General features: G+C 38.0%; 21 protein-coding genes and 2 pseudogenes. 2 read left to right on the top strand and 21 right to left on the bottom strand.

Features of this window, described 5'->3' with window-relative positions; genetic code table 11:
- Window positions 1–85: 85 nt before the first annotated feature.
- The 4 genes from FLK20_RS17740 to FLK20_RS17725 all read right to left on the bottom strand — a co-directional run bounded on the left by FLK20_RS17740 (window position 86) and on the right by FLK20_RS17725 (window position 3,578).
- Window positions 86–1,513, bottom strand: a complete 1,428-nt coding sequence (locus FLK20_RS17740; RefSeq protein WP_152657931.1) for a glycoside hydrolase family 1 protein — start codon at window positions 1,511–1,513, stop codon at window positions 86–88.
- A 122-nt stretch (window positions 1,514–1,635) separates the two neighbouring features.
- Window positions 1,636–1,986, bottom strand: coding sequence for a PTS sugar transporter subunit IIA (locus FLK20_RS17735; protein ID WP_227995119.1), 351 nt, complete (start codon window positions 1,984–1,986; stop codon window positions 1,636–1,638).
- Between the two features lie 22 nt (window positions 1,987–2,008).
- On the bottom strand, window positions 2,009–3,247 hold the full coding sequence (locus tag FLK20_RS17730) for a PTS sugar transporter subunit IIC (RefSeq protein WP_152657930.1): 1,239 nt from the start codon (window positions 3,245–3,247) through the stop codon (window positions 2,009–2,011).
- Between the two features lie 16 nt (window positions 3,248–3,263).
- The gene (locus FLK20_RS17725) at window positions 3,264–3,578 is read right to left on the bottom strand and encodes a PTS sugar transporter subunit IIB (protein WP_152657929.1); all 315 of its coding nucleotides are present in this window, start codon (window positions 3,576–3,578) and stop codon (window positions 3,264–3,266) included.
- Window positions 3,579–3,752: 174 nt separating this feature from the next.
- Here FLK20_RS17725 and FLK20_RS17720 point away from each other — a divergent pair, with 174 nt between their 5' ends.
- Complete coding sequence (locus FLK20_RS17720) at window positions 3,753–5,657, top strand: BglG family transcription antiterminator (protein ID WP_194165671.1); 1,905 nt, start codon at window positions 3,753–3,755, stop codon at window positions 5,655–5,657.
- Between the two features lie 240 nt (window positions 5,658–5,897).
- Here FLK20_RS17720 and FLK20_RS21710 read toward each other — a convergent pair.
- From FLK20_RS21710 to FLK20_RS17705, 4 genes and pseudogenes are all read right to left on the bottom strand, one after another.
- A pseudogene (locus FLK20_RS21710) lies at window positions 5,898–6,065 on the bottom strand (hotdog family protein); the annotation flags it as partial.
- Between the two features lie 78 nt (window positions 6,066–6,143).
- The gene (tnpB, locus tag FLK20_RS17715) at window positions 6,144–7,325 is read right to left on the bottom strand and encodes an IS200/IS605 family element RNA-guided endonuclease TnpB (protein WP_152657927.1); all 1,182 of its coding nucleotides are present in this window, start codon (window positions 7,323–7,325) and stop codon (window positions 6,144–6,146) included.
- A gap of 91 nt (window positions 7,326–7,416) precedes the next feature.
- A pseudogene (locus FLK20_RS17710) lies at window positions 7,417–7,587 on the bottom strand (MaoC/PaaZ C-terminal domain-containing protein); the annotation flags it as partial.
- Between the two features lie 465 nt (window positions 7,588–8,052).
- Window positions 8,053–8,406 (bottom strand): MmcQ/YjbR family DNA-binding protein, encoded by a 354-nt coding sequence (locus tag FLK20_RS17705; protein ID WP_152657925.1) that lies wholly within the window; start codon window positions 8,404–8,406, stop codon window positions 8,053–8,055.
- Between the two features lie 697 nt (window positions 8,407–9,103).
- Between FLK20_RS17705 and FLK20_RS17700 the strand changes: the two genes are divergently transcribed.
- Window positions 9,104–10,138 (top strand): hypothetical protein, encoded by a 1,035-nt coding sequence (locus FLK20_RS17700; RefSeq protein ID WP_152657924.1) that lies wholly within the window; start codon window positions 9,104–9,106, stop codon window positions 10,136–10,138.
- A gap of 95 nt (window positions 10,139–10,233) precedes the next feature.
- On the opposite strand, the gene FLK20_RS17695 is transcribed toward FLK20_RS17700, so the two are convergent.
- The 13 genes from FLK20_RS17695 to FLK20_RS17640 form a co-directional block, all read right to left on the bottom strand.
- Window positions 10,234–11,424, bottom strand: coding sequence for an MFS transporter (locus FLK20_RS17695; protein ID WP_152657923.1), 1,191 nt, complete (start codon window positions 11,422–11,424; stop codon window positions 10,234–10,236).
- A gap of 460 nt (window positions 11,425–11,884) precedes the next feature.
- Window positions 11,885–13,621 carry an aminodeoxychorismate synthase component I gene (gene pabB, locus FLK20_RS17690; protein ID WP_152657922.1) on the bottom strand — a complete coding sequence of 579 codons (1,737 nt, stop codon included), beginning with the start codon at window positions 13,619–13,621 and terminating at the stop codon, window positions 11,885–11,887.
- Complete coding sequence (locus FLK20_RS17685) at window positions 13,618–14,196, bottom strand: anthranilate synthase component II (protein ID WP_370453208.1); 579 nt, start codon at window positions 14,194–14,196, stop codon at window positions 13,618–13,620. Before FLK20_RS17685 ends, pabB begins: the two co-directional genes overlap by 4 nt.
- A gap of 44 nt (window positions 14,197–14,240) precedes the next feature.
- On the bottom strand, window positions 14,241–14,687 hold the full coding sequence (locus tag FLK20_RS17680) for a hypothetical protein (protein ID WP_152657920.1): 447 nt from the start codon (window positions 14,685–14,687) through the stop codon (window positions 14,241–14,243).
- 135 nt (window positions 14,688–14,822) lie between these two features.
- Entirely contained in the window at window positions 14,823–16,274 is a 1,452-nt protein-coding gene (locus tag FLK20_RS17675) for an Msr family ABC-F type ribosomal protection protein (RefSeq protein WP_152657919.1), read from the bottom strand.
- A 465-nt stretch (window positions 16,275–16,739) separates the two neighbouring features.
- Entirely contained in the window at window positions 16,740–18,170 is a 1,431-nt protein-coding gene (locus tag FLK20_RS17670) for an FMN-binding glutamate synthase family protein (RefSeq protein ID WP_194165669.1), read from the bottom strand.
- Between the two features lie 15 nt (window positions 18,171–18,185).
- Window positions 18,186–18,362 (bottom strand): hypothetical protein, encoded by a 177-nt coding sequence (locus FLK20_RS21705; protein WP_194165668.1) that lies wholly within the window; start codon window positions 18,360–18,362, stop codon window positions 18,186–18,188.
- Between the two features lie 19 nt (window positions 18,363–18,381).
- Entirely contained in the window at window positions 18,382–19,530 is a 1,149-nt protein-coding gene (locus FLK20_RS17665; RefSeq protein ID WP_152657917.1) for a Ger(x)C family spore germination protein, read from the bottom strand.
- A complete protein-coding gene (locus FLK20_RS17660) occupies window positions 19,527–20,639 on the bottom strand; it encodes a GerAB/ArcD/ProY family transporter (protein WP_152657916.1) in 1,113 nt (370 codons plus the stop codon). Before FLK20_RS17660 ends, FLK20_RS17665 begins: the two co-directional genes overlap by 4 nt.
- 18 nt (window positions 20,640–20,657) lie before the next feature.
- A complete protein-coding gene (locus FLK20_RS17655; RefSeq protein WP_152657915.1) occupies window positions 20,658–22,202 on the bottom strand; it encodes a spore germination protein in 1,545 nt (514 codons plus the stop codon).
- 208 nt (window positions 22,203–22,410) lie between these two features.
- On the bottom strand, window positions 22,411–23,853 hold the full coding sequence (locus tag FLK20_RS17650) for a M20 family metallopeptidase (RefSeq protein WP_152657914.1): 1,443 nt from the start codon (window positions 23,851–23,853) through the stop codon (window positions 22,411–22,413).
- A gap of 570 nt (window positions 23,854–24,423) precedes the next feature.
- Entirely contained in the window at window positions 24,424–24,885 is a 462-nt protein-coding gene (locus FLK20_RS17645) for a hypothetical protein (protein ID WP_152657913.1), read from the bottom strand.
- Between the two features lie 17 nt (window positions 24,886–24,902).
- Entirely contained in the window at window positions 24,903–25,367 is a 465-nt protein-coding gene (locus FLK20_RS17640; protein ID WP_152657912.1) for a DUF3879 family protein, read from the bottom strand.
- Window positions 25,368–25,471 lie beyond the last annotated feature (104 nt).

The raw sequence follows: 25,471 nt of genomic DNA, 5'->3' as shown, positions 1-25,471 counted from the left end.
TCGATGATGTATCCAAATTACTCAAGTATGCTGTCAATAGCAGTAAGATTACCATTTTTTAAAAATTAAAAATTATTCATTCATCCTATAAACTTGTACCATTGGATTGAATAACTTTCTTGTACCATTCAAAGGAATCTTTTTTAAATCGATTTAATGTTCCTTTCCCATTGTCATCTAAATCTACATAAATGAAGCCATAACGTTTACTCATCTGTCCGGTCGTAGCACTTACTAAATCAATTGGTCCCCAGGTAAGATATCCTAAACAATCCACCTGGTCGATCTCAATAGCTTTCTTCATTTCATTAATATGTTGTTTTAGATAATCAATCCTATAGTCATCATGAATTTTTCCATCAGGAGTTATTTCATCTACAGCACCCAAACCATTTTCTGTAACCATAATTGGTAATCCATATTTTCTATAAGTGTAATTCAAAAGATATCTCAATCCAACAGGGTCAATTGCCCACCCCCATTTGGTTGATACAAGATAAGGATTTTGTAAACCACCGAATAGAGTATTTTTTCCTTTGTCCGCTCCTTTATAATCTGCAACTGAAGAAGCATAGTAATTTATTCCAATAAAATCAAGCTTTCCTTCTGAAAATGCTGACCGATCCTTTTGAGTTATTGAAATTTCAATGCCTTGATCCTGATATTCTTGAAATTTATATTCCGGAAATGCACCATTACACATGGCATCTATTTGATAAAAATCCCTGTCCGTTTGTTTAAAAGCATTTAACACATTAATGGGATTGCTATCAATTGGATAGACTGGTTCAATACCAAAGACACAGCCAACTTTACTATCTTTAATAATTTCATGACCTAACTTAACTGCTAAGCAACTTGCAAGGGTCATATTATATCCAACCGTAGCTAGAGTTTGAGATTTATTCTCTAATTCCGAATACTTTAATCCAGCAATCATATAAGTAAAGAAATCACTAGTATCTGTTTGAGGGTCAATATGGTTCATTTCATTAAATGTTACCCAATACTTTACTTTATGTTTAAATGATTCAAACATTGTTTCACAATATTTCAAATAAAAATCAATGACTTTTCTGTTGGTCCACGAACCATACTCCTTCACTAAATGGAGAGGCATTTCGAAATGATATAAAGTGATAATAGGCTCTATATGATATTTTTTCAACTCGTCTACAACATTATGATAAAAATTTAACCCTGCTTGATTAGGCTCTTTCTCATCGCCATTAGGATAAATTCTTGCCCAATCAATAGATAAACGTAATGCCTTAAAACCCATCTCCGCAAAAAGTGCAATATCATTTTTATATCTATGATAAAAGTCAATGCCTTGATGGGAAGGATAGCGAATAGCTGCATCTAAACTCTTATGAATTTCTCTGGGTGTTTCGTGACTACCTGCAGTCACCAAATCCATAATAGCTAAACCTTTGTTGTCTTCCCTACAACTGCCTTCACATTGATGAGCAGCTATACTCCCGCCCCACAAAAAATCCTTCTTTATTTTCATAACTTATTTTCAACTCCTATTCATCAACTGTATCCATAAACAATATGGAATTAAATATATCTAACTTCTAAGCTGTGGGTTATCGCTCCAGAAAGAAATGAACATTACTTCTAATTAACAAATCATTTTTCCTCTAATTTTTTTATTCTTTGATCGAATGTTTTGGAAATTCTTAATAGATTTCTAGCTATATTCCATTCACTCATAACTGTCATTAAATGGTCCTGAGCATGAGTAAATAGCGTAGAATAAGGAATCGTTTCTGATCTTGCTTCTTCTTGTATTGTCTCCGTTTGAGCTGAATGAGCCTTTGACATATGTTTTTTTGCTTGTGCTAATTTCGCTTCTGCTTCTTCAAATTCAAACATTTCAATATTCTTCAAAGCAGCTTGAATTTCCGCCCGAGCATCACCAGCCCCTAATATAATTTTCATGGATATTTCTTGTAAACGTTCTGTATTATGTTGGCTCAAATCAAGCCCTCCTTAAATTGAATTAAACTTGCTCCTCCTGTTTTTCTTCCATTACTTTTTGATTATCATAAACTTTCACAAAAGGATACCAGATGATAAATGATATCACGATGTTAATCAACAATAGTACTAACCCTCTTAAATCGGTATTAACAAGATAGGTGGAAACTCCAACTGGTAAATACCATAGCTGCATTACCTCAGCAGGAATTGCAATCACACCTAGTGAAAGGACAATATAGGTGATTGCCGGGATGATAATTGCATTTAACCACATTGGTATCATCAGAATTGGATTAAAAGCGATAGGAGCACCAAATACAACAGGTTCATTAATGTTAAAAATAGATGGAATAATCGTAACTCTGCTGATTGCTTTTAAATGCTTAGATTTAGCACCTAACATAATAATTACCAAAGGCAATGTTGCTCCTACTCCTCCAATTAATATCCAAGCTGCTAATGTTTCTTGTGTATGAATAAGAGAAGGTTCTAATCCTCGGCTTAATTGTCTTGCGTTTTGTTCAATTCCTGATATTATTATCGGAAAAGCAACAGGCATTAAGGCCCAAGAACTAATTCCGAACGAATATAAAAACGCAGTAATAAAACAGATAAGAACAAAGCCCACAAAACTTTGACCAATATTGATGAGTGGTTCAAACAGGCTGATAATAGAAGCGTAAAGATCAAAGTTTCCTAATATTGTCGCAAACCATCCTGCTAATAGCAAAATCGTAATTGGTATAATCGTATCAAACCAGATAATAATAAAGTCGGGTAATGAACTTGTCTCTTTAAAAAAGGAGACTTTACTGGATTGATGGAATACCACACCAACGAGCAGTCCGATAATTATAGCTACAAACATTCCGCTTGCCCCAAATCTTTCAAATGAAAATATAATTTGCCCTTCGTCATTAAAAGAAGGAGAAAGCACAAGGAAAAACATAGCTGTACCTGTTAAGCCAGCAACTAATTTACGATCACTTTTCTTTAGTTTTTCCATAACAAAATATGGAATCAGAAAAGAAATAAATAGACTCATTAAACCAAATGAAAAATCACTAATAGGTTGTAAATTAGGCATATTTGGTATAAAATCATTTAAAATCATAATAAGTGTGATTAATGATCCTACCAAAATTAGTGGTAACACACCCATAATGGATTCTTGTATGGCAGAAATCCAAGCATTTCTTGTTATCTTATTCATTTTAGGTGCAAATGACCGATTCATATACGCGATGAATTTTTTCATAATAATCCTCCTCGAATTATTCTAATCCCAGTTCCTTAACGATAATGTCAAGACCTTTGTCGCCATTCAATGTTCCATACGTCATTTGATCAATGACCTGATGAGGAATATTTGTATTGGAAAGCTGTTCCGCAATATCATCTTGAACATAGCTTAAATGTGGTGCAATTAATACCATGCTGATTCGATCAATATATTCGACTAATTCGGATTCCCCTCTTGCTATCACTTCTATTTCAAGTCCCCTTTTCTTAGCAGACTTGCGGATATTTTGAGCTAGAAATCCACTGGAAGCTCCACCACTGCAAATTAATAAAATTGTTTTTTTCATTTTGTTTTCCCCCTTGTTTTCGATGTACTTATATTATGCCAAGGAAAAGGAATACTAACGAATATTCCTTTTGCCTACCTGCTGGCAATAGATTTATTTTCTTATGAGGCATCATTAGGATTATAATAAAAATACTTTGAAGAACTATGTTTAAACATAAGGGTGGGAATGATAATGAAGGAAAAGAATATAGAAGCGCTCATTCATTTATTTGAAGAACATGATGACTGGATGAAATCAAAACAAATACTAACTTATTTAAATATTTCTCCACGAACTTTGAGGAATTATATCCAGCATATTAATGAATATTATAATCATTTGTTTATCATAGAATCTTCAAGTGCAGGTTATCGTCTGAAAAAAAGAGGGAATAAAGAAACCATACAAACAGAGAATAAACCATTTGAAAATAGAATGCATTTCATTTTACAAAGGCTCATTTTGGCCGATAATGGTGTGGATATATTTGATTTGAGCGATGATTTATTTGTAAGCGTTCCAACTATTGAGAAAGAATTAATAGAATGTCGAAAATTTATTAAGAGTTACGATTTATACATTGAAAGAGCCAAAGATTACTTGTTTTTAAAAGGAAAAGAAATAGATAAGCGCAAAATAATGCGTGTGATTTATTCCAAAGAATATAATACAACTTTTTACAATATTATTGACTTAGAGAAAATATTTGGTTATGAATTACATGACTTTAAAAAACAGCTGCTGCAAATTATTCAAAGTCACGATTATGATATTAATGAATATACGCTTGGCAATATTATTTATCATATTGTTGTTTCCATTGAGCGGATGCAGGATAATCAATATGTACATTACCATGTCTATCCTTTTAAAGAAAAATTTATTTCAATAAAAATTGTTCATGAAATAAAACACCTAATTGAATCCTATTTTCATGTTCAACTGGATGAAAATGAATTATATTATCTGCAAGCACTAATAAGCAGTAAAGCAACAAATACTGTTGAAGATACCAGAAATGGTACTAAGTCACGATATATTAATCTCATCAATCAGATCATACAAAAGGTAAATGAGAGCTATTTAATTAGCTTAGACGATGAAGAATTTAAGACAAAATTTGCTTTACATGTTCAAAATATGGTGATTAGGGCTTCAAATAATTTCTCATTCGAAAATCCGCTTACACAGTCTATTAAGAGCTCTTCTCCACTTATTTATGACCTATCTGTATATATTGCAAATCTGCTCTCTGAAGAATTGAACATTCGTTTGCCTGAGGATGAAATAACTTATATTGCTTTACATGTAGGGAGCTGTCTAGAGTTAAAGCAAAAAAATAACGATTCGATAAATGTGATTCTTATTTGTCCAGCGTATAACAATCTGCATCAGGTGATACTGGAGAAATTAGAACGCTATTTTGCCCATCAATTAATAATCACAAAAGTAATAACAAGGGTTGATAAGGAATTATCAATGGCGCAGGGAGATTTAATTATTTCTACCGTTCCTATTCCATTTGACATTGAGATAAAGGAAGTACTTATAAATACCTTTATGGATGCGGATGATATTTTAAAAATACAAATGCAAATAAACAAGATAAAACACGAAAAAAAACAGCAGCAAATTAAACAAAATCTTATTTCATTATTTGATAAAAGGCTTTTTATACTGAGCAATGAAGCTTTTAAAAATGAATTTGAAGTCATACGTTTTATTACCAATAAAATGACTTCATTACAGCTGGTTAAACAAAATTTCGCCCAGGATGTCATCAAAAGAGAAAATCTATCGTCAACTGCTTTTAATAATATCGTTGCCGTCCCCCACTCCATAAATATGGACGCATTGCAAACTACAATTGCTGTACTGATACCAAAACACCCTATCCAGTGGGGAAATGCTTCGAATATTAAAATTGTTTCATTAATTGCAATGAATTATAAAGAACGAAATATTTACCGAGATATCTATGATGAATATATAAAAATCCTGTCAAATCCTGAAAATGTCAATAAGCTTGCTTATTCAAGCTCTTACGAGGAATTTATTGATCAGTTAATTGATTTTATAGACCAGCAGACTAACTAAAAGAAGGAAGCCGTATCACAACTGCCCTAATCCAACTATCTAAGTATGAAATTCCTTAGCGACTAAAAATATGATTTTTAGTCGCTAAGAGTAAATAATGCCCAAGCTCACTGTTAAAAAAGTTATTAGCAAGGAGAGATTTCAAAATCAGTTATAGTCCTCATCCTCTTTTCTGAAAACTGACAAAGCTATCAGCAGAAAGCTTTATTAACCTCTATTTTTTATACTTTAACATAGTTATTACCGTCTAATTAATGCTGAAAGCTCGCCTTTAAATACCTTTTCTTCTTTATCGTTGTAAGTCGTTAATAATACAGTGATAATCCCGAATTCTTCTTTTATCTCCTTCTTATCAATAACTTCCGCAATGGTATATAATTCATTTCCAGGATACACCGGTTTTTTGAACTACCCCCACTTATCAACCTTAATGGTTGCTTGAAGTGGGAGATTCCTAAGAACACCAACCCATCGGTCAGTTATGGATTAGGCTATCCCCGCAGTCCCTGCGGTTAATCGCAATGCTTCCTTACGAAGATTGATACTTGCGTTAAGATCTCTCTGGTGATGGTATTTACATATGTCACACGTCCATTCACGCAGAGCGAGATGTTTAACGTCTTTGTTTTGGTGTCCACAATGAGAGCACAGCTGACTGGATGGATAGTTTTTAGCAACCGCAACCACCTGCTTGCCATACCAGTCAGCTTTGTATTCAAGCATGGTTCTGAACGCTGACCATGACACTTCACTAATAGCCTTTGCAAGATGGTGATTTTTCAACATGTTTTTTACAGACAGATCTTCTATCCCAATGATATCGTGGTTTTTGACTATCTCGGTGGAGATCTTATCTAACATATCCTTTCTTGCATTCGCAATTTTTTCGTGAAGCCGGGCTACTTTTCTTTTTTGTTTATGCCAATTAGCAGAACCAATTTGTCGCCTGGACAGAATCACCTGCGCTTTTGCCAGCTTCTTTTCTAATGTCCGGAAAAATCGTGGGTTCTCATACACGGTTCCATCTGAAAGGGTTACAAAATCAGTTAATCCGACGTCGATGCCTACAAATGAACCTGTTTTTTCATGATATCCGGCTTCGGTTTCGACTACTATTGAAACAAAGTATTTACCTGATGGGTTGCGCCTGACCGTTACATTGATAAGGCGACCTTCCACTTCCCGACTTTTGGCAAAACGAACAAGCCCAAGCTTGGGTAGTTTGATATGTTTATCCAAGACAGCAATATTTCCATTGACATATTTGGTGGTATACGATTGAACAGGGTTATTCTTTGATTTAAAACGAGGTTCATCGTTCTGTTTCCTATAATAGCGAGTATAGGAATCATGTACGTTTTCCACTGCTTTTTGAAGGGCAATACTATCTACCTCTTTTAGGAAGGGATAATGTCCCTTTAATTCCGGAATCGCTTTGATAGCCGCATTTTTCTGGAAAAACCCACCCTTCCAATTATTTTGAAGGAGCTGCCCGTTTTGCACCATTTCGTTCACCGTATACCAGTAACTGTCTTTCTCTTTTTGTTTTCCTGTAAAATAGTTATAGACAAAGCGGGCACAGCCTATTGTTTTATGGATAAACGTTATTTGGCTTGTGTTCGGATAGATTCGAAAACGAAAGGTTTTTTTACTTTCATGGCTTTTCACCTCCTCCTATCCATTATACCAAATGAAACCACAGAAAGGAACACTTGTTCTTTTTTGAGAAATAGAATTATCAAAGACCTGCCCTTACCCTTAGGCGATTCATCTCCCCCTCACCATAGACACCCTGCTCAACCCAAAGTTTAAATGAAATACCCAGCCTATGTACGCCAGAAGCAATAATTCCATTGAAACTCCCTTGCTTTGCTTTTTCTTCGTCTAAATGCATATATTGAGGATCAAATTCTTCTGCAAATCCCATTATAGAGGATGTTCAAAAAGTCCAACAAAAATGACACGGCGAATTTCTGCGTTAGCTTGCTTTTCCGTTACTCAAAGCCGCGCTGCCTTGAACTTCTTGGTCCTATTTATCGGACTTTTTGAACACGCACCTATATTCTCTTTTGTTAACTTAAAAGACTTGGATTTAAACACCTGCCCTATTTCAAACGCATCAAACTTCATAATCAACCCTCTTATCTTTATGATTGTTGAAATAATCCTTATTTTAGAAACCTTCCCCTGTGAGAAAAAAACGCTAGCGTGTCTTTTCAGAGGCAGGAAGCCAGAGGTCAGATTGGATAAAACCGGCGAGATAGCCGATTTCTTTATGTAAAAGTCCCGTTCTGGCAGGAAGAAAATTTTATACTTTCCAAACGTACATGCAAGCAAAAAGAGAGCAATTCTTTTGATAGCATCGCACTCCTTTTACGTAAGATTATTTCATGATTTACTTGGTTAAATAAAAGCTCTGCTCAATTAAATCATAAACTTCTTCTAAATCTACATGCTCTAAAACAAGTGAAATCCAATTTTCCTTATCCATATGATATCCGGGTAAAATACTTCTTCCATCCCTTAAACTGTCACTTATTTCAGGCGGACATTTTACATTCAAAATATCTATTTCGCCGGTTCCATCTAATCCTAATTTTTCAGGGTGAACATTCATGACAAGACCATACCACTTTTTGTTATTTTTATGTCTTAAAGCAGCATAGGTTGGAAATTTTTGAAATGGGTAGTCAGGGGAGGTGCCGAAGTTTTTTTTGACATGATTAAAAATATCTTCTCTTGTTAACATACTGATTCATTCCTCCAATCATTGAAATATATGCCGGTATTTGCCAACTCAAACTGAAATCGTACGAAAACCTCTTGAGGTACTAAAAGAATAACAATACATTGTGAAATCTCAAACCAAATATGAACGTATGTTCCTTTTGATGATATTTTAACATGGTAATTCCTTGTTAACAATAGACTTCAGGTAAATATAATCCTTCATTACTAGCACGCCTATTCGTCGGAAGGTCAAAACAATGTGTTTACGAGCGGGCTTCCCGGGTATTGTGGTGACTTCAACGTTGCCCACACGACATGGGCGTTCTTAGTAGAAGATCATCACCTCATCGCTTAACATTTAAGGGCTTTTAGAACATCTTCTAAAAGCGCCTTGAAACGAGTAAAATTGTTCTAAGGCGCTTCTGCCATACTGCCGTTTATTTCCCATCCTAATATGTGATATACTTAGCGAAGATTAATAGATATATAAACACCGTTGAGTTTTTTCAAAAAATAATTTTAAATGCTGATTTAACACTATTTTAATTTATACAATCATGCTCGTAACTGCAGGGATAGAACAATGATTTCCAGTATGATGAACTGGGTAAAATATCTCCGGACGTGCTTTTTGTCAACCAGATTATGTACACGCTGCAGCTACTGCATTTCATGCTCGGTGTTATACACGAATATCATGAAAAGGAGCTGGTCTGATGCAAGTCAAAGATGCTATCCAAAAGGCAGGGGAATGGGTGCAGGCAATAGCACAAAAGGAAGCTGGATTTATCGGGGCCTATCTGGCAGGATCGATTATTCAAAAGCATATGGATGAAGCTTGGCCAATTCATTCTGATGTAGATATTATGATTGTTACCTCCAATGTACCTGAACTAAAAATCGGAAAGTTTATTTATGACGGTGTACTGTTAGAAGCAACACACTTGGATAGTGCACTATTTCATAGTAAAGAGGTAATATTAAGTGACTATCATCTTAGTTTCAGCTTTGCTCATACTTTTATCTTAGCTGATCCAGAAGGAATACTTACCCCATTACAGAGAAATGCAGCAGAGGATTATGATAAGATATATTGGGTGCATAAGCGTTGTCATCATATTAAAGATAAAATAGATTCAGGTCTTAGCTCCATTCCTAAAGAGAAGCCTTTTTATGAACAAGTAATGAGCTGGTTATTTCCGACCAGTGTGCTTACCCATTTATTTTTAACTGCTGGATTGGAAAATCCCACTGTGCGCCGACGTTATGAAGCAGCAGAGCAAATTCTCAAAAGCTATCACATGAATGATGTTTACCAGGCGCTGTTAAAAGAAATCAATATCATTTCCCTGAAGAAAAACGATGTGCAAATAAGCTTAGATGTCTTGAATGACACCTTTGACCTGGCTGTGACTTATGCACAGACACCTATTTTCTTTTTATCTGATATATCATTATCAGCAAAGCCCCTATCTATTGATGGATGCCAAGCATTAATTGATAAAAACAAGCATAGAGAGAGCTTTTTTTGGATTATTGCTACTTTTTGCCGTTGCCACATTATCTTGGCAACAGACGCTCCTGAGATCCATGCAGAGAGACTTCCTTATTTTATGAAAACTTTAAGCATGATTGACATGTATACTAGTGAGGATTTGTTTGAAAAAGCAAAGATAACGAAGTCGAATCTTCCTTACTTCTGGGAAAAAACAGAGAAACTTATTTCTATCAATCCTGCTATTAAACGCTAGGCACTAATGATTCGCGTAAAAAAAACAAAAACACACTTGTGAATTAGAGCTTATTGCCCTCACAAGTGCATTTCTGCTATCCTTTTTATTTACAATTATTTCATTTCTTCCAAAGCATGCTCTGCCTGGGCTTTAGGGTTTTTCCAAACCATCGCAACAGCAATTCCGGCAAGCAATACCATCGCTGCAAAATAATATGGATAATTTAAATTTATATCAAATAAAATCCCGCCAATAATTGGTCCAAATACATTTCCGATACTTGTAAACATGGAGTTCATTCCACCGACAAAGCCTTGTTCGTTTCCAGCCACTTTGGATAAATAAGAAGTAACAGCCGGTCTTAATAAATCAAAACCGATAAAGACAACAATGGTTACGAATAAAATCATCGCATAGCTTTCCACAACCGTCATCGCCATCACCAGAATGGCTGAGAAAATCAGACAATAGCGAATTAACCGGATTTCCCCCCATTTATTTGCCAGTCTTCCAAATAAGATAACCTGTGCAATCGTACCAACAATCGCTCCCCCGGTAATAATAATCGCAATATCCTTTGGTGTGAATGCAAATTTATGATCCACAAATAAAGAAAATAACGATTCAAAGGAAGATAAACCGAATGCCGTAATAAAAATAATAATAAACGCGATAAAGTACATTGGAACAAAGATTCTTCCTAAGCCAGGTTTTGGAGCTGCTGCTTTTTCTCCCTGTCCCTCATGACTTCTTTCTGGCTCACGCAGTGTAATTGTTGATAGAATCGCAGTAAACAGTGCTAGGCCTGCTGCTGCGAAAAATGGCACTCTTGGTCCTACTTCGGCCAGCAATCCGCCAACACCAGGACCGATAATAAACCCGGTGTTAATCGCTGCAGACATATAGCCCAGCGCTTTTGGTCTGGACGCAAGTGTTGTAATATCGGCAATAAATGCAGTAACTGCAGGCATTATAAAAGCAGCACTCACTCCACCTAAGATTCTGGAAACAAATAAAATTTCGACGGTCCTCCCAATAGCGAATAAAAACTCACTAAAACTAAAAATCAAGAGGCCGATAACGATCATGCGTTTACGTCCAAACGCATCAACCCATCTTCCAGAAAGCGGTGAAACAATAAGCTGCGCAACAGCAAAAGCGGCTACCAGATAACCTACAACAGATCCAGACAAATTCATCTCATTCATAATCGTAGGTAAAACCGGAATAACCAAACCAATACCTAAAAATGCAATAAACAAATTCATCAGCAAGATAGACAATGTCATATTTTGTTTTTTCATTTCTTCATTTCTCCTTAACTAAAATTTCATGTAAAACCTCCCTTAGGAATCTGATACATCATATCACAACTTTTTTATTTCAGATATACTTTTGCTCAAAATTTTTTTGCCTTTTTTCCGGCTTTCATTCATTGATTTTTGCTAAATGCATGTTTATAAAAATATTGCTCCAATACCTTTTGCTGCAGCAATGTTCCTATCATTTCAAAGTGCATAAAAAAAGATTGCATCGGGTAATCATGCAATCTTTCTCCAGAAAATATTTCTTTAAAATGCGTGTTCAAAAAGTTAGCAAATGAGAAGCAGGAAGATCAAGACGACGTAGAAATTAGCCGCCGATCATTTGGGATTGGAACTGGGACTCACCCCACCGAAGTGCTTTTGCGGTTACCCTTCCCGCTGAAAAGCATTGTGATTACGGCTTCCACGCAAGAAAGCTGGCGACTTCTTGAACAGTCTCTTAAAAAGTTACTTTCACCCAGCCACGGACACTATTAACCAGCCATACCTCTTCAAAGGAAGGAATATCTTTCTTCCGCAGGACTTTTTCTTTTATTTCTCCTTGCTCCAGCAGCTCTTCCCGATAGGTTCCGGCGAGCAATCCCGAAGCAAGTGGCGGTGTATAGTAATGTCCATGCTGTTTCACGACTAAATTGCCAATCGTAAACTCAGTCAGCTGGCCCTCTTCATTCCATAAAAGCACATCAAATGACGTACTGTCTTGCTCCCGGAAAACAGCATACATTTGCCGGTTCGTCGTTTTGTAATAGTAAAAAATGTTTTCCCGATCTATAGGAGACAAAGCTAAACTGACTTTCCGTACAACTGCCGGTTCTTCTCTAAGTGGCGTACACGTTATATCCAGCCCGCCGTCCTGATCCAGCAAAAGCCGTATCCGATGTGCTCCAGAACATTTTTTTGTATGCTCCATTAATTGCTGTTTGATTTCTTCCATAGCGTACGGATACCCGAACTGATGTGCTGCCCGTTTCAACCTGGCCAAATGCCTGTCCAGACGAAGAAGCTCTATGCCATCATATTTCATTGTTTCTAAAAGCTGAAAGGCAGAAGAGGCTCCTTTTAAAATAGCTGCTTTAGCTAAAGCTTCCTCATATTCACTTTCTGCATCAGAATCCCAGGTAATGCCCCCGCCTATTCCATAGACAGCTGGTTTCTCCTTTTCCATCCATGCAGTCCGGATTGCCACATTAAATAATGCTTCCTGATTTGGTGTGATAAATCCGATGCTCCCGCAATAAATATCCCTTGGCGAATCCTCCAGCTCCTTAATGATCTCCATGGTACTCTGCTTGGGAGCACCGGTGATAGAACCACAGGGAAATAAAGCTTTAAAAAGATTGAAGCTGCTGCAGTTCTCCTTTAATTTTGCTGTAACTGTTGACGTCATTTGGTACACAGTGGGATATTTCTCTATTTCAAACAGCTTGGGGACCTGAACAGAACCGGTTGCAGCAATTTTAGATAAATCATTTCGCAGCAGATCAACAATCATTAAATTTTCTGCCCGATCCTTTTCTGATTGAGATAACAGTCTTTGATTCTGCGCATCCTCTTCCGGTGTCTGCCCTCGTTTAATTGTTCCTTTCATAGGCTTGGTACGGATGGTTTGCTGTCTCCGTTCAAAAAACAGCTCTGGAGAAGCAGATACAATATGATAATCACCTATTTGCAGGTGTGCTCCATACTTTGCCTGCTGTGCGCCGGATAATTGTTCATATAGTAAATCTGCAGCGACTGCCCGATCCGCTTCCATACGAACAGTATAATTCACCTGGTATGTATCTCCTTCAGCAATAGCAGCTTTTATTGATTCGATATTTTGCTGATACTGCTGTCTGGTTGTTGTCATCTCCCAATTTACCGGCGGATAGGTGCGATTGGCAGCTGGCATCGGGTTTTCTAGTTGAACATTTTTAAAAACGCCCATCACCATAAGTGGCAGGCTGCCTTTTCGATGTATAACCAGATGTTTATCAAATGCAGCCGCAGCTTCATAAGAAATATAGCCGGCCAGATAGAAGCCCTTCTGCTGGTATGCTTCCATTTTCGTAAATATACCGGCAATCTCGGCATGGGATTGTGCAATTAGAATTTCTTCCGGATTTTCAAAAATACGACGGACACCCTCTTCTTCTTCAAAGGAAAAATCAAAGATCATTTTTGTATTCTCTATCATCTTTGCAGTGCACCTGCCTCTTTATATTGCTTCAAAAAGTTATTTAATACCGCATAGCCATGTTCTGTGCAAATAGATTCCGGATGAAACTGCACGCCTTCCACAGGATACGTGTTATGGCGGATTCCCATTATCGTTCCATCCTCTGCTGTTGCACTTACAGTAAGACTATCCGGTACAGCTTCCGGATCAATACTTAAAGAGTGGTATCTTGTTACTGCAAAGCTTTTCGGGAGCTGTGAAAAAACCCCCTGCTGATCGTTTAGAATAAGTGATTGCTTTCCATGAACAGGAGCATTTTTTATTACTGCTGCTCCAAAGACTTGCCCAATAGCCTGATGCCCGAGACAGATACCCAGAATCGGAGTGCTTCCTTTAAAATGTTCGATAACTTTTAAAGTGATTCCTGCCTCTTCCGGTGTATGTGGTCCTGGTGATAAGACTATGTAATCCGGCTTCCATTGTTCTATCTCTTCGATGGTTAGCTGGTCATTATATTTTACAACCACTTTCTCTCCCAGTTTCTCCAAATAATGAACGATATTGTAGGTAAACGAATCATAGTTATCAATCATCAATAACATTTCTCCACCTCTGTCTTACTAAATTTAGTTAATGCTTACACATCTTCATCATCTAACAGCTCCCAATTATCCTGAAGCCCTTGAATGACGTGAAACAATTCATTATCGCCTTTAATTTCATAGTGCTCTTCATGCCCGTCCATATCAATATACCCATCTTTATCAACTGTCATCGTATAATATTCTTTAGAGCCTTGAAGCAGGAGCAGGTAGCCGGAGTTTACAAATTCATTGGCTTCTTTGAGCTCCATCGCTTCACCAGCCTTTAAAATCTTCGTAATGTCCTCTTTCTCCGTTAGTGAAATCGATCTTGGCTTTCCGGTCGGCTTCACTTCATATATGGTAATCTCTTTAATCTCATTTGTTTCATTCATATTAGAAGGTAATGCATTTGCAAATAATTTACTATCTCCTTCCAGCTTTCCAACGAGGAAAAACACACCGACTGCAACGATAAATGAAATAATAAGTAGCTTTTTCATACTGACTTCCACCTTTTACTGTAATTTCATAGTCTGTTTTTATTATTGATATTATAAACGATTTTGTCCATCAGAAAGGCTGTTGAATTTATTCAAGGTAAAAGAACAGGAGCAACCAGCTGCTCCTGTTCCTCTCTACCGTTCCATTATATTTTTATCCCTGATATCATAAATGTGATCCGCTACATTTTCAATAAAGGCCGCATCGTGGGAAACAAAAATAATTGTACCCGGATAGCCTTCAAAAAATGCTTCTAATGCCTTCGTTGTTGGAATATCTAAAAAGTTCGTCGGCTCATCTAACAGCAAAATATGATAGGAGCCCAGAAATAATCTGCACAGCTGCAATCGGATTGCTTCCCCGCCGCTTAAATGACAAAGTTTTTTATGAATGTCATTTCCTTTAAAATACATCGTGTGAAGAATACTGCGTAAAAAACCTTCTTCATAATCTGTTGTTTCCTTTAAGCTGCTTAAGACTGTTTCATCTGACTTTTTCTGATAAGCAAGCTGGTCAAAGAAGCCGAATTCCACTTTAGATGAAATCTCCAGTCCTTCCTGGCGTTGATAAATCGCTTGAAGCAATGTACTTTTTCCTGAACCATTCGCTCCAGTAATCGCAATTTTCTTACCTAAAGGAAATTGAAAGCGGACTTCCTCTAAAAGAATTTTATCCCCAGCCTTTAACGTCAGCTGATTTCCCATTACCGGAAAGGAATGGTGAAGTTCCAGCGCTTTAGAGCGGTTAAACTGAATGGCCCGTTCATGCTGGACAGCATCGACTTTTTCCAATTGTTCTATCCGTTTTTCCATCGCTTTGGCACTTTTTTGCATTGCCTTTTGCGAAACATCCTTAGGCTTTGTCGCCAGACGCCGATCTGCACCTTCTTTTTTTCGGGCACTTGCTTTAGCGCCCTTCATCATCTTTGCAGCTTTTTGCTTTTTATCCTGCGCCGCTGCCTCTAAACGAGCTTTTTCCTTCAGATATTGTTCATGTGCCTCCTGCTGCTGATGTTCTTCCAATGCTTTCTGTTCTTCATAATCGGTATAGTTACCTGAATAAACATGAATTTGCCCATCTCGTATTTCCCAAATTGTTGTGACAAGCTGGTCCAAAAGCTTCCTGTCATGACTGATTAAAATAAGTGTTCCATAATAATTTTCCAGTTCTCTCCGTAAATACCGGATTCCCTGCTGATCAAGATGTGTTGTTGGTTCGTCAATCAGCAATGCTTCATTATAATCCGCCAAAAGCTGTGCTATTTTTATTTTTGTCTGCTCGCCTCCGCTGATGCCTTTTTCTAAATCTGGCACATGGAGTTTACCGAGAACCTTTGGGTCTACCGCTTCTTCATCAGGTGTTTCCATTTGCTTGAAATAAGCAAAGCTCGCATGTCTGTGAATTTTTCCCTTTGCCGGTTCTAATTCTCCTGCCAACAGGCGAAGCAAGCTGGTTTTTCCTGAACCATTTGGACCAACAATACCAATTCGATCCATAAAATGAATCGCTAATCTACTAATTGAAAAAATATCCTTATCTAAATACGTTAATTCCACATCTTTTATCTCAAATTGAATGTTTTGCATTTTTGCTACCTCCGAGATTTTTGTTTTCCCGTACCGATAGCTGTAGCTGTATCGATACGAGCTTGTATCTTTCTTATGACAAGCCCGTATCCATTAAAAGAATAATAGCATCTGCATAGGTATCTCCCCTTTTGTTTTGATCAGAACGAATGCCTGCTTTCTTACACAAAAAATAGAAGTTCTATAATATTTGGATTAAAAAAGAACAGCAAATAGTCTGCTGTCCTTTTTACATACCTCATTCAGGAAAAAGGGTATACCTTATGTATATCATTATAGTAGCTGAAAAAAGACAAACGACTCCTATTTCTCTGCAGGTGTAAAAGCACAGGCAGAGCTTGAACATGTTATCAAATAAATGTTCAAGTTAAGGAATCGAAATCTCATCTTAGCACATTTTCCCTTCCGTTCTAAATTTGACTCCATTATAAGACGTTTACCCGTTTGCGTCAAATATTTTTCTTTTCACAGCTCAATCATCGGATCCTGCTTATTCCTTTTAGCAGCTTCCTCTTCATAAGAATGAACACTATAAGGAACACCTATATCACGGGCAACAGATTCATCATAAGCAACAAGATCATCCTTGTTCACTTCCGTTAATGCTGTTTTCCCCATCATCCGAATACCTTCTTCCATCTCTTTTACAGAAGCATTCATAAAATTGACTAATGCTTTTGTTCCTTCCTCTCTGTTAAAATCATCCTTGTATTTGCCATCGTACCAGACAACCTGTGTAGGCGGCTCAAAGGGAACAGCCTTAAGTACCTGCTTATGGGAGATCGTAAATAGAACAGCCGATCCTAAATACACCGCATCCGCTCCTAATGCGATTGCTTTTAAAAATTGTCCGGGCGTAAACATACCGCCTGAAATAATCAGGCTGACATCCTCCCTCGCCTTCCGTTTTTGCAGATGCTGATGCGCACGATGTAAACCATGTATCGTCGGGATGCCAAAATCCTCCGATAAGATTGGCGGTGCACCGTGTGTTGCGGCCTGTGCACCATCGATCGCAATATAGTCTACTCCAATTTCTAACAGTGCATCAATGTCCTCTTCAATTTTCCCTCCTGCACCAATCTTCGCCCCAATCGGTACACCGCTGGTAATATCCTTTAATTCCTGAACAAGATTCCTGAAATCCGCTAATGTCTGATTCTCGAAGAAATGATTGTGAATAATTGCTTCCTCTCCATCATCTAAGTTTAATACCTTTCGAATGTCTCCCTGCAGATCACCTGCGGGAATGACGACACCTGAACTCATTAATGCGCCTTGTCCGAATTTAATTTCAATCATGGATGCTTTCTTCATCAGCTCTTTTTCCTTCGACCAGCTGGTTTTGGAAAATTGTAATATATATTTATCTGTCCCATCAATTTCTTCATCCATCACGCCGCCCTCGCCAGAATTCAATGCCGTGCCAAGCTCATTGACTGCATCAACCAGCGCCAGCCGTACCTCTTTGCTTAAAGCAATCCCATAAGCCATTCCGCTAACCATTAAAGGAATATCTAAACGCATTGGTTGTTTCGCCTTTGGACCGATAGTTACTTTCATATCTACTTTCTCGGTGTATTCTGTTGGAAATGTTGCCACTTGAGCTGGTATAAAGGTCAGCTTATCAAAATTCGGCCATGTTTTCGAAGAGCCCAGTGGACGATGCAGGACATCTCCGGATTCTGCCCGTAAATTATTCTCAAAGGTTTGCTGGACTCCCATATGCTTAAAGCCCGCTACCATTTCAAACAAATTTTCCTGATAACGATCTTCCATCAGGATTTTTCCATACTTATAAACCATTCGCTTTGCCAAACGCCGCCACATGAACAAAATCAAAAGACCGCTTACTAACAACAAGACCAGCAGAATAAGAATAATTATATCGAGCATTATCTTCACACTCCTTTATACCTTGTCTTTTTGTTTTTCCTGTTCTTTTCTCTTTTTTTTCCAGCCAGGGTCAGCGGATTCATGATACTTCTTGTTCATCCAATATATTGCAGTTGGAATAACAATGCACAAAATCAAACAAATAATCGCCAGCGTAGAGATTCTGTTTTCTATAAAATTCATCCATATCATGTTCTTCACCCGCTCTATATCAATTCGTATTGCCAGGTTCGCGAATTGTTACATCAACATTTAACGTAATATCCACATTGGAAAAATAATTTTTTCCGCTGTCCCAGTCGTTTTCTACCTGCTTCCAAATTTCCGGATGCTTTCTAAATAAAAACTCATGCAATTCTAAGATATCTACACGATATTCATCCCGCAGCTTCCGGATTGTTTTCATCATGACTTTTTCTGCTTCCAGCCTTAATTTTTTCTTCAATTCCTCCATATTCTCTTCCTTAATAAAATCCATTCCTTGAAAAGCTTCCACAAGCTCTCCAGTTAAAAAGACATCAAATTGAAAATGAAGATTTTCCGGGTCACGGTTAATTAATTTTATTTCAGTTCGTCCATCAGGTACTGTAAATGATGCCTTTTGTCCGTTATGATCCACAATCAAGGTCTCTGTATAATCGCGGTGTGTTAATAGCAGACCTGATACTTCCTCTTCTGTCAATGTGCCGACCATTTTTCCATTCTCTCCTTTAAACACAGCTGCACCTTCTAATTCAACTCCGTTTGATGCGTCTATGCTGACCAAATACGGCAGATAAAAGCTTCTATTCTCTATAAAGTAATACTGCATATCTCCTGCCCGTCTTGGATCTCTATTTGCCAGATTGTAATTCGAAATAATTAATTCTGTCATATATTGAGAAGGAAGCTTTACATTTTCCGGGTCGATATTCAACAAATCCTCTGCACTTCCATCTGCTATTGCTAAAATAATGTCTCTGTTCATTCTGCTTTCCCGCATAAAGACGTCCAGAATATCTGATAATTTATATTCACTTTTTACAAGCTCATCCGAGATAATGACCAATTCAATATGGCTGTTATCCAAATTCCCATCTTCTTTTTCTTCAATTGCTGACTTTACTTCAAATATGGTTTTTCCTGTATCTGAAAGATTCCGGTAGCTTTTACCTCCCCCGTTACCATTATTAGGAAGAGAAACGAGTCCATTAGGAATAACAATTTGTGTCATCATTTTCAGGTTCTTATCTTCATTATTCTCCCCCGGGTCAATGGCAACCCCAGAAACAAAAGCCCGATTTTCTATTTCTAAACTGTCCCAGCAGCCTGCCAGTAAAAGCAGGATTGGTAAGTAAAATAAGAAAAAAAGATATCTCATGACCTCTCTCCCTTTCTTTTTCTGCCCTTTATTCCATACATCAGCCATAAGCCGGCCAAAACTGCTATGGTTAAGCCCTTTGCTGTATAACCGATGATTGTACCTAATTTGGCTATTTGAAAATGATCTGTCGGGAGAAGGGAAATCAAATACATAACCGGCAATAGACTAAAAGCGACAAAGGTTTTATTTGCTTTTGGAAAAATATCTGTAATGATTAGTACACTGATATCAAAAGCCAGAGCTGTTGTCATAAATACAGTGGTTATCCAAATAATAAAATATAAAGATTCAATTCTGTCTAAAAAGCCTACTGTCCGTACGGTGTTTGCCAACTCAACTAATGGATAAACCGTATTAGCAGTGGATACATTTCCAAGCACCGCAATACACATCAGATAAACGGTTATATAAAATACGGTGACACCTGCCGCCCCAATCACTGCAGACTTGACGCTTTTTTCCGGAGTCCGTGTCAATTTCATATAAAAAAATAAGATAAAAACACCAGAATAAGACAGAATACTATCTGGTAATTCACCTAAATAAGATTTAACATCGGTGGTCAATACAGGAAGCATCCGATTCCAGTCAGCTGCTGGAAGTGCAGTAACAACCAGGATAACTGTCGCAACAGCTGTTAAGATCATAATTCCAAATCCCATCCGGAAAATGGCTACACGTTCCCCGACGACAGCATATAGAACCACCAGCAGAAAGGCCAGGTTAATTGCTTCTGTCGGGGTTTTTTCAAATAAATAGTGATGCGATATATTTGCAATAAATGCAGTTTCATAACTGACAATGGTAACTGCCAATAAGAAAAATAAGATACTTGAAAGGAAAGCAACCGGCTTTGTCAGCATGGCAGATGTATACGTATAAAAAGACTGTCCAGGAAACAAAGAGGCAATTTTAGTAATAAGAAATGCAGTTAATGCACAAACTGCCCCTCCGATTAATAAGGTAACCCAGCCATCAGCTCCCTCGGTCTGTTCAGCTAGTGTACGCGGATAAGTCAATATCCCCACAGCAATGACGATGCTGGGAACAATTACTAATATGGTAAAGTTCGATATTTTATCATCTGCATACCTTACTGTTCGCATCTATCTTTCAGTCCTTTTTCATTTGGATTTCTTTAACTGATTCTGCAAAAAGATATACTGTTCCTCTACTTTCGTTATTGGCCCCCTGATAATGTTATCCATAAGCTCGTGCTTGACAGTTGGTAAAACAGTAAAACTGTATGGAACGCCAAAGCTTTTTAAATTCGTTACATGGATAACCAGAACAAGAAAAGCAAGGATTAGCCCAAATAACCCCAAAAACGCAGAGACAAGCATGATTCCAAAACGGACAGCACGAAAGCTGATAGCCACACTATAATAAGGTGAGCAAAAGCTGGCAATGGCAGTTAATGCTGTAATAATGACAATAATTGGACTTGCTATGCCGGCACTTACCGCAGCTTCTCCAATAACAATACCGCCAACAATACCAATGGTTTGTCCGATAATCCGCGGCAGCCGGATAGCAGCCTCCTGCAGCATTTCAAAGGTCGCCGCCATTAACAAGATCTCTGCTATGGCTGAAAAAGGCATCCCTTCACGGCTTGCTGCAATGGAAAATACCAGTGTGGTCGGCAGCATACCCGGATGAAATAAAACCATGGCAATATAGATTCCCGGCAGGAATAATGCAATCAAGCTTGCTATAACTCTAAGAATCCGTAATAAAGAAGCGGTAATCCACCTCTGATTATAGTCTTCCATTGATTTGTTAATATCACTGAGAACCACCGGCCCTAATGCTGTAAACGGTGTTCCGTCCACAAAAATAGCAAAACGGCCGTGTAAAACTTCAAATGCCACCTTATCAGGTCTTTCCGTACTCAGCATCTGCGGGAACGGAGAAAGAGAACTATCCTCAATCCATTGTTCAATTTGAGAAACATCTGTAATATATTCCAGTTCAATCGATTCGAGACGATAGATGACTTCCTCCAGAATTTTGGGATTAATAACATCTTCAACATAGCAAAGGACAAGCTTTTGCTTCGACCTTGTTCCAACCTCATATGTTTTAAAGCGCAGGCTGGGATCACGGATATTACGGCGGACCAGGGCTAAATTTACTTCTAAACTTTCCACAAATCCTTCCCGGGGACCTTGTATCAGATTTTCTGACTGCGGGTTCTCAATAGCACGCTTATCTCCGCCAGCTGTACCAATGATTAATGCCTGCTCTTCTTCTTCCAAAAAGAAAACGGTCTGCCCATCCAATACAAAATCAATGATTTTTTTCATATCATCCAACTCTGTCACTGAGGAGACAGCAATCATTTCCAGCTTTATATTTTCTAAAGGACTTCCATCTACCTCTTGCAGGTTTTGCTGCAATGTCTGGATAATTTCCTGGTTAATCATATTTGTGTCCGTTATTCCGGATAAATAAGCAATCCCGCATTTTTTTTGAAATTTTCCAATGGTGATATAGCGGAGATTTAAATCCTCTGGATCACCAATCGCTTTTTTCAACGTATTTAAATTGTCACTGACTTTATCTGAAAGTGCCGATTTCACTTTTGCTTCGACTGAATTCGTACCTAATTGTTTCTCTGTTTCCTTTCCCTCCTGCTGCTTTAATTTTGTAAATATGGATTGACGCATAAGATTTACCTCCTCCCCAGCCCTGCTTGTATTTCTGTGATACTCTAATCATAAACAAGCCTGTAAAGTCCTTATTTACGTTTCCTCAAAATAAAATATTTATACTTGCCGGATACAACGCAAAAACACTCTTTGCGTCGTTTATTGATCGACATAAAGAGTGTTTTTGCGTTTTTATCAGTCATCTGCGAACATTTTCACAGCAGCTTTATTTTTTCAACAAATAGGGTATATCTTGATCCTCAGGAAGTAGCGAATCATAGTTGTCCGGTCCTGCTTCACGATCACGAAGTTCTTTGGCAGCATCCGCCAGCACCTCTGGATTTTGTAAAACATCAATAATCGTTGAGGCAATCGCTTTTCCTGCATACAGCATGCCTTTTTTGGCATAGGACGTTTTCCCTTGAGATACCACCTGCCACGTATGGAATGGGGTACCGAAAGTCCAGGTTGCTGCCATCAGCTGTGCAGTAGGTGTTACCCAGCTGACAGCCCCTACATCAGTAGAGCCTGAGCCCTTGACATATTCCGGTGCCTCGCGATAGTCATCCACTTCATAAACCAGAGGACGATCGGCAAGCTCCTTCGCCTTTTCCTTACCGACCAGCGATGCAGCAAAAGCTTTATCATCTTCATTAAGGGTGTTAAAGTATTTCCTGCTTAATTCCAGCTCTTCTTCTGTGAAATGCGGACGTTCCAAAGCTTTCATATTTTTATGAAGCAATTTATCTAATGTAGCATTTTGAACCAGGTTAGAGCACACGCCTTCAATCCGATACTCCACCTGAGTTTCCGTCATTAAGGCAGCACCTTCCGCAATTTTTGTCAGTCGTTTAAACAAAGCACGAGCCTGATCTGCATGGGGAGCACGAACAAAATAAGAGACCTCTGCTTCTTTTTGGACAACGTTTGGAGACATTCCTCCAGAGTTTGTGATGGCATAATGAACACGTGCTTCGTCAATCATGTGCTCCCGCATATAGTTGGCACCGATATTCATTAATTCCACAGCATCTAATGCACTTCGTCCCAATTCCGGCGAGGCTGCTGCATGCGAGCTTATCCCTTTAAAGGTAAAAGTAGAATGAATCACCGCCAAGGCTGGTCCGTGAAACAGGCTGTTCGTGTAATGCGGATGCCACGAAAAGGATGCAGCCACATCGTCAAACAATCCTGCTTTCACCATATATGTCTTCGCATAGCCGCTTTCCTCTGCCGGGCAGCCATAATAACGGATCGTTCCTTCCAAATGATTTTTCTCTAAGTATTCTTTTACAGCAACAGCTGCAGACATCGAGCCTACTCCCAGCAGATTATGACCGCAGCCATGCCCGGGACCGTAGGCTTCCACCGGATCGTATTCCGTCACTCCGGCTTTTTGGCTTAAATCCGGTAAAGCATCATATTCTCCTAAAATTGCAATGACAGGACCACTGCTTCCAAAGCTTGCCGTGAATGCTGTAGGAATATTTGCTACTCCGCGTTCTACCTGGAAGCCCTGCTCCTCCATAAAATCAGCAGAGCATTGGAAAGATTCTTCTTCTTCATAACGGATTTCAGGCATTTCCCAAATTTGGTCACTAATTTTAAAGAAAGCTTCCCGCTTCTGTTCGATAATTTTCTCTATTTCTTTAACAACATTTTCACTCATCGTTACCATACATTCCTTTCTATGATAGCTTTATTATCTATTTTATAGCAAAACCCGGCAGTATGTATAATGATTGGATTTCATATTTTAAAAAGTAAAGAATTATGTTTGCTATCACTGTAACATATGGTGTTTGTCTCTATGCCATGCCGCACAAATTGAACGGAAAAACACAAAGTGACTTAACAGATCCCTCGTCAGTCTGCGATTGCTCAGCCTGGTAAAAAGTGGTTGCACTTATGCAATTTTGAAAGTTTTCAATTTTCTTATTTAGCAAAATAACATGACGGTTACTCTATACACTGAAGTAACCGTCATGTTATTTTATGCACTGAATTCCATAACTATAGCTATAGCTCTTCTTATCTTTGAACAGAGCCGTTAAAGTTCGCAACGTCCTAGGTTTACGACTACTCCCCCCATCGAAAAGAGTTGTCGCACCGCCTTTGTGTCCTACATTCTATAGATTCAAACGAATCGGGTTGTTACTGGCTACCCTTTAGAATTTTCGAGTTCCCTCCATTCTTGAAGTGGAGCCTTACAGCCTGTTATACTACTACGATAAATCACTCAGTATGTGTAATTAACAGTCATACGAGCTGTTGCAGTTGATACTATTCCAGTTGTAGTAATTGACACTTTCCAAGTACCATATGGATCAGTATGGTTGAATTGGTCAAATGTTACTGACTTATTACCAGTACCCGTAATATAGTGCTGCACTACACTGCCATCAGGATGTTTTACATTCAAATAAAATGGTGCACTACCGCTACTTACATTGACATTTAATGTCACGCCGCTTACCTTTGCCAAAGAAGGTGTTGTCCCTGAAGAAATATTAAAAAGGGTAGATTCATTTCCATAGAGGGAATTCATCGTACCTGTACTACCTGAAAAATAATTCGTAGCGAATATACTGATTGTATCATCAGACATAAACGTTGTATCCTCAGCAGAAACAGAGACAGAGACAGATAAAGTAAACATCATGACAATTGCTACAATAAAAGAATAAATTCGTTTATACATATACTCCCCTCCTAAATTCACACTTTGATATCTACATTTGGACTTTTATAAACTTCTTCTAAAATTTCAGTTTTGACGGGCTTTCCCCAATCCCATGAGGGGTCTTTTACTCTAACGAAATCTACAAGACGCTGTGCCTCGTTTCTATAAATTTCAGTGAGTGTCCAACTAGCTGAAAGGCGTTCCGATTTTGGTAATGAATTCAAATACGTTTGTTTGATTCTATGGATCGGATCCTTTTCCTCATTTGCATGTCTCATCCCCCCGTTCTGCTCCATTGTTTCTTTTACGGCATTAATCAAATCTTGCTTTACTTTATCCGGAACAGGTACAATCTTTTTCCAATCTGTTCGATTCGTAATATTCATTGGATCATTATCATACGTTCCAGGATAACGAGGTGAGCTTTGTGAATCAACAAGCTCTTTCATCTGTGCTATTTTTACTGATTGATGCAGATTACCAATTGATGAAAAATTCATTTGTATCCTCCTCCCTTTCAGAATTATGTTATTGATACTTTATTTATCGTCTGTTTACTTAAACTTGTTAAGCCTTCTTTATAAGTATTTATGGAATTATTAAA

The organism is Oceanobacillus sp. CFH 90083 (genome assembly GCF_009389585.1).
Taxonomy (GTDB): Bacteria; Bacillota; Bacilli; order Bacillales; family Amphibacillaceae; genus Oceanobacillus.
This window is presented reverse-complemented; position numbering and strand designations above follow the sequence as displayed.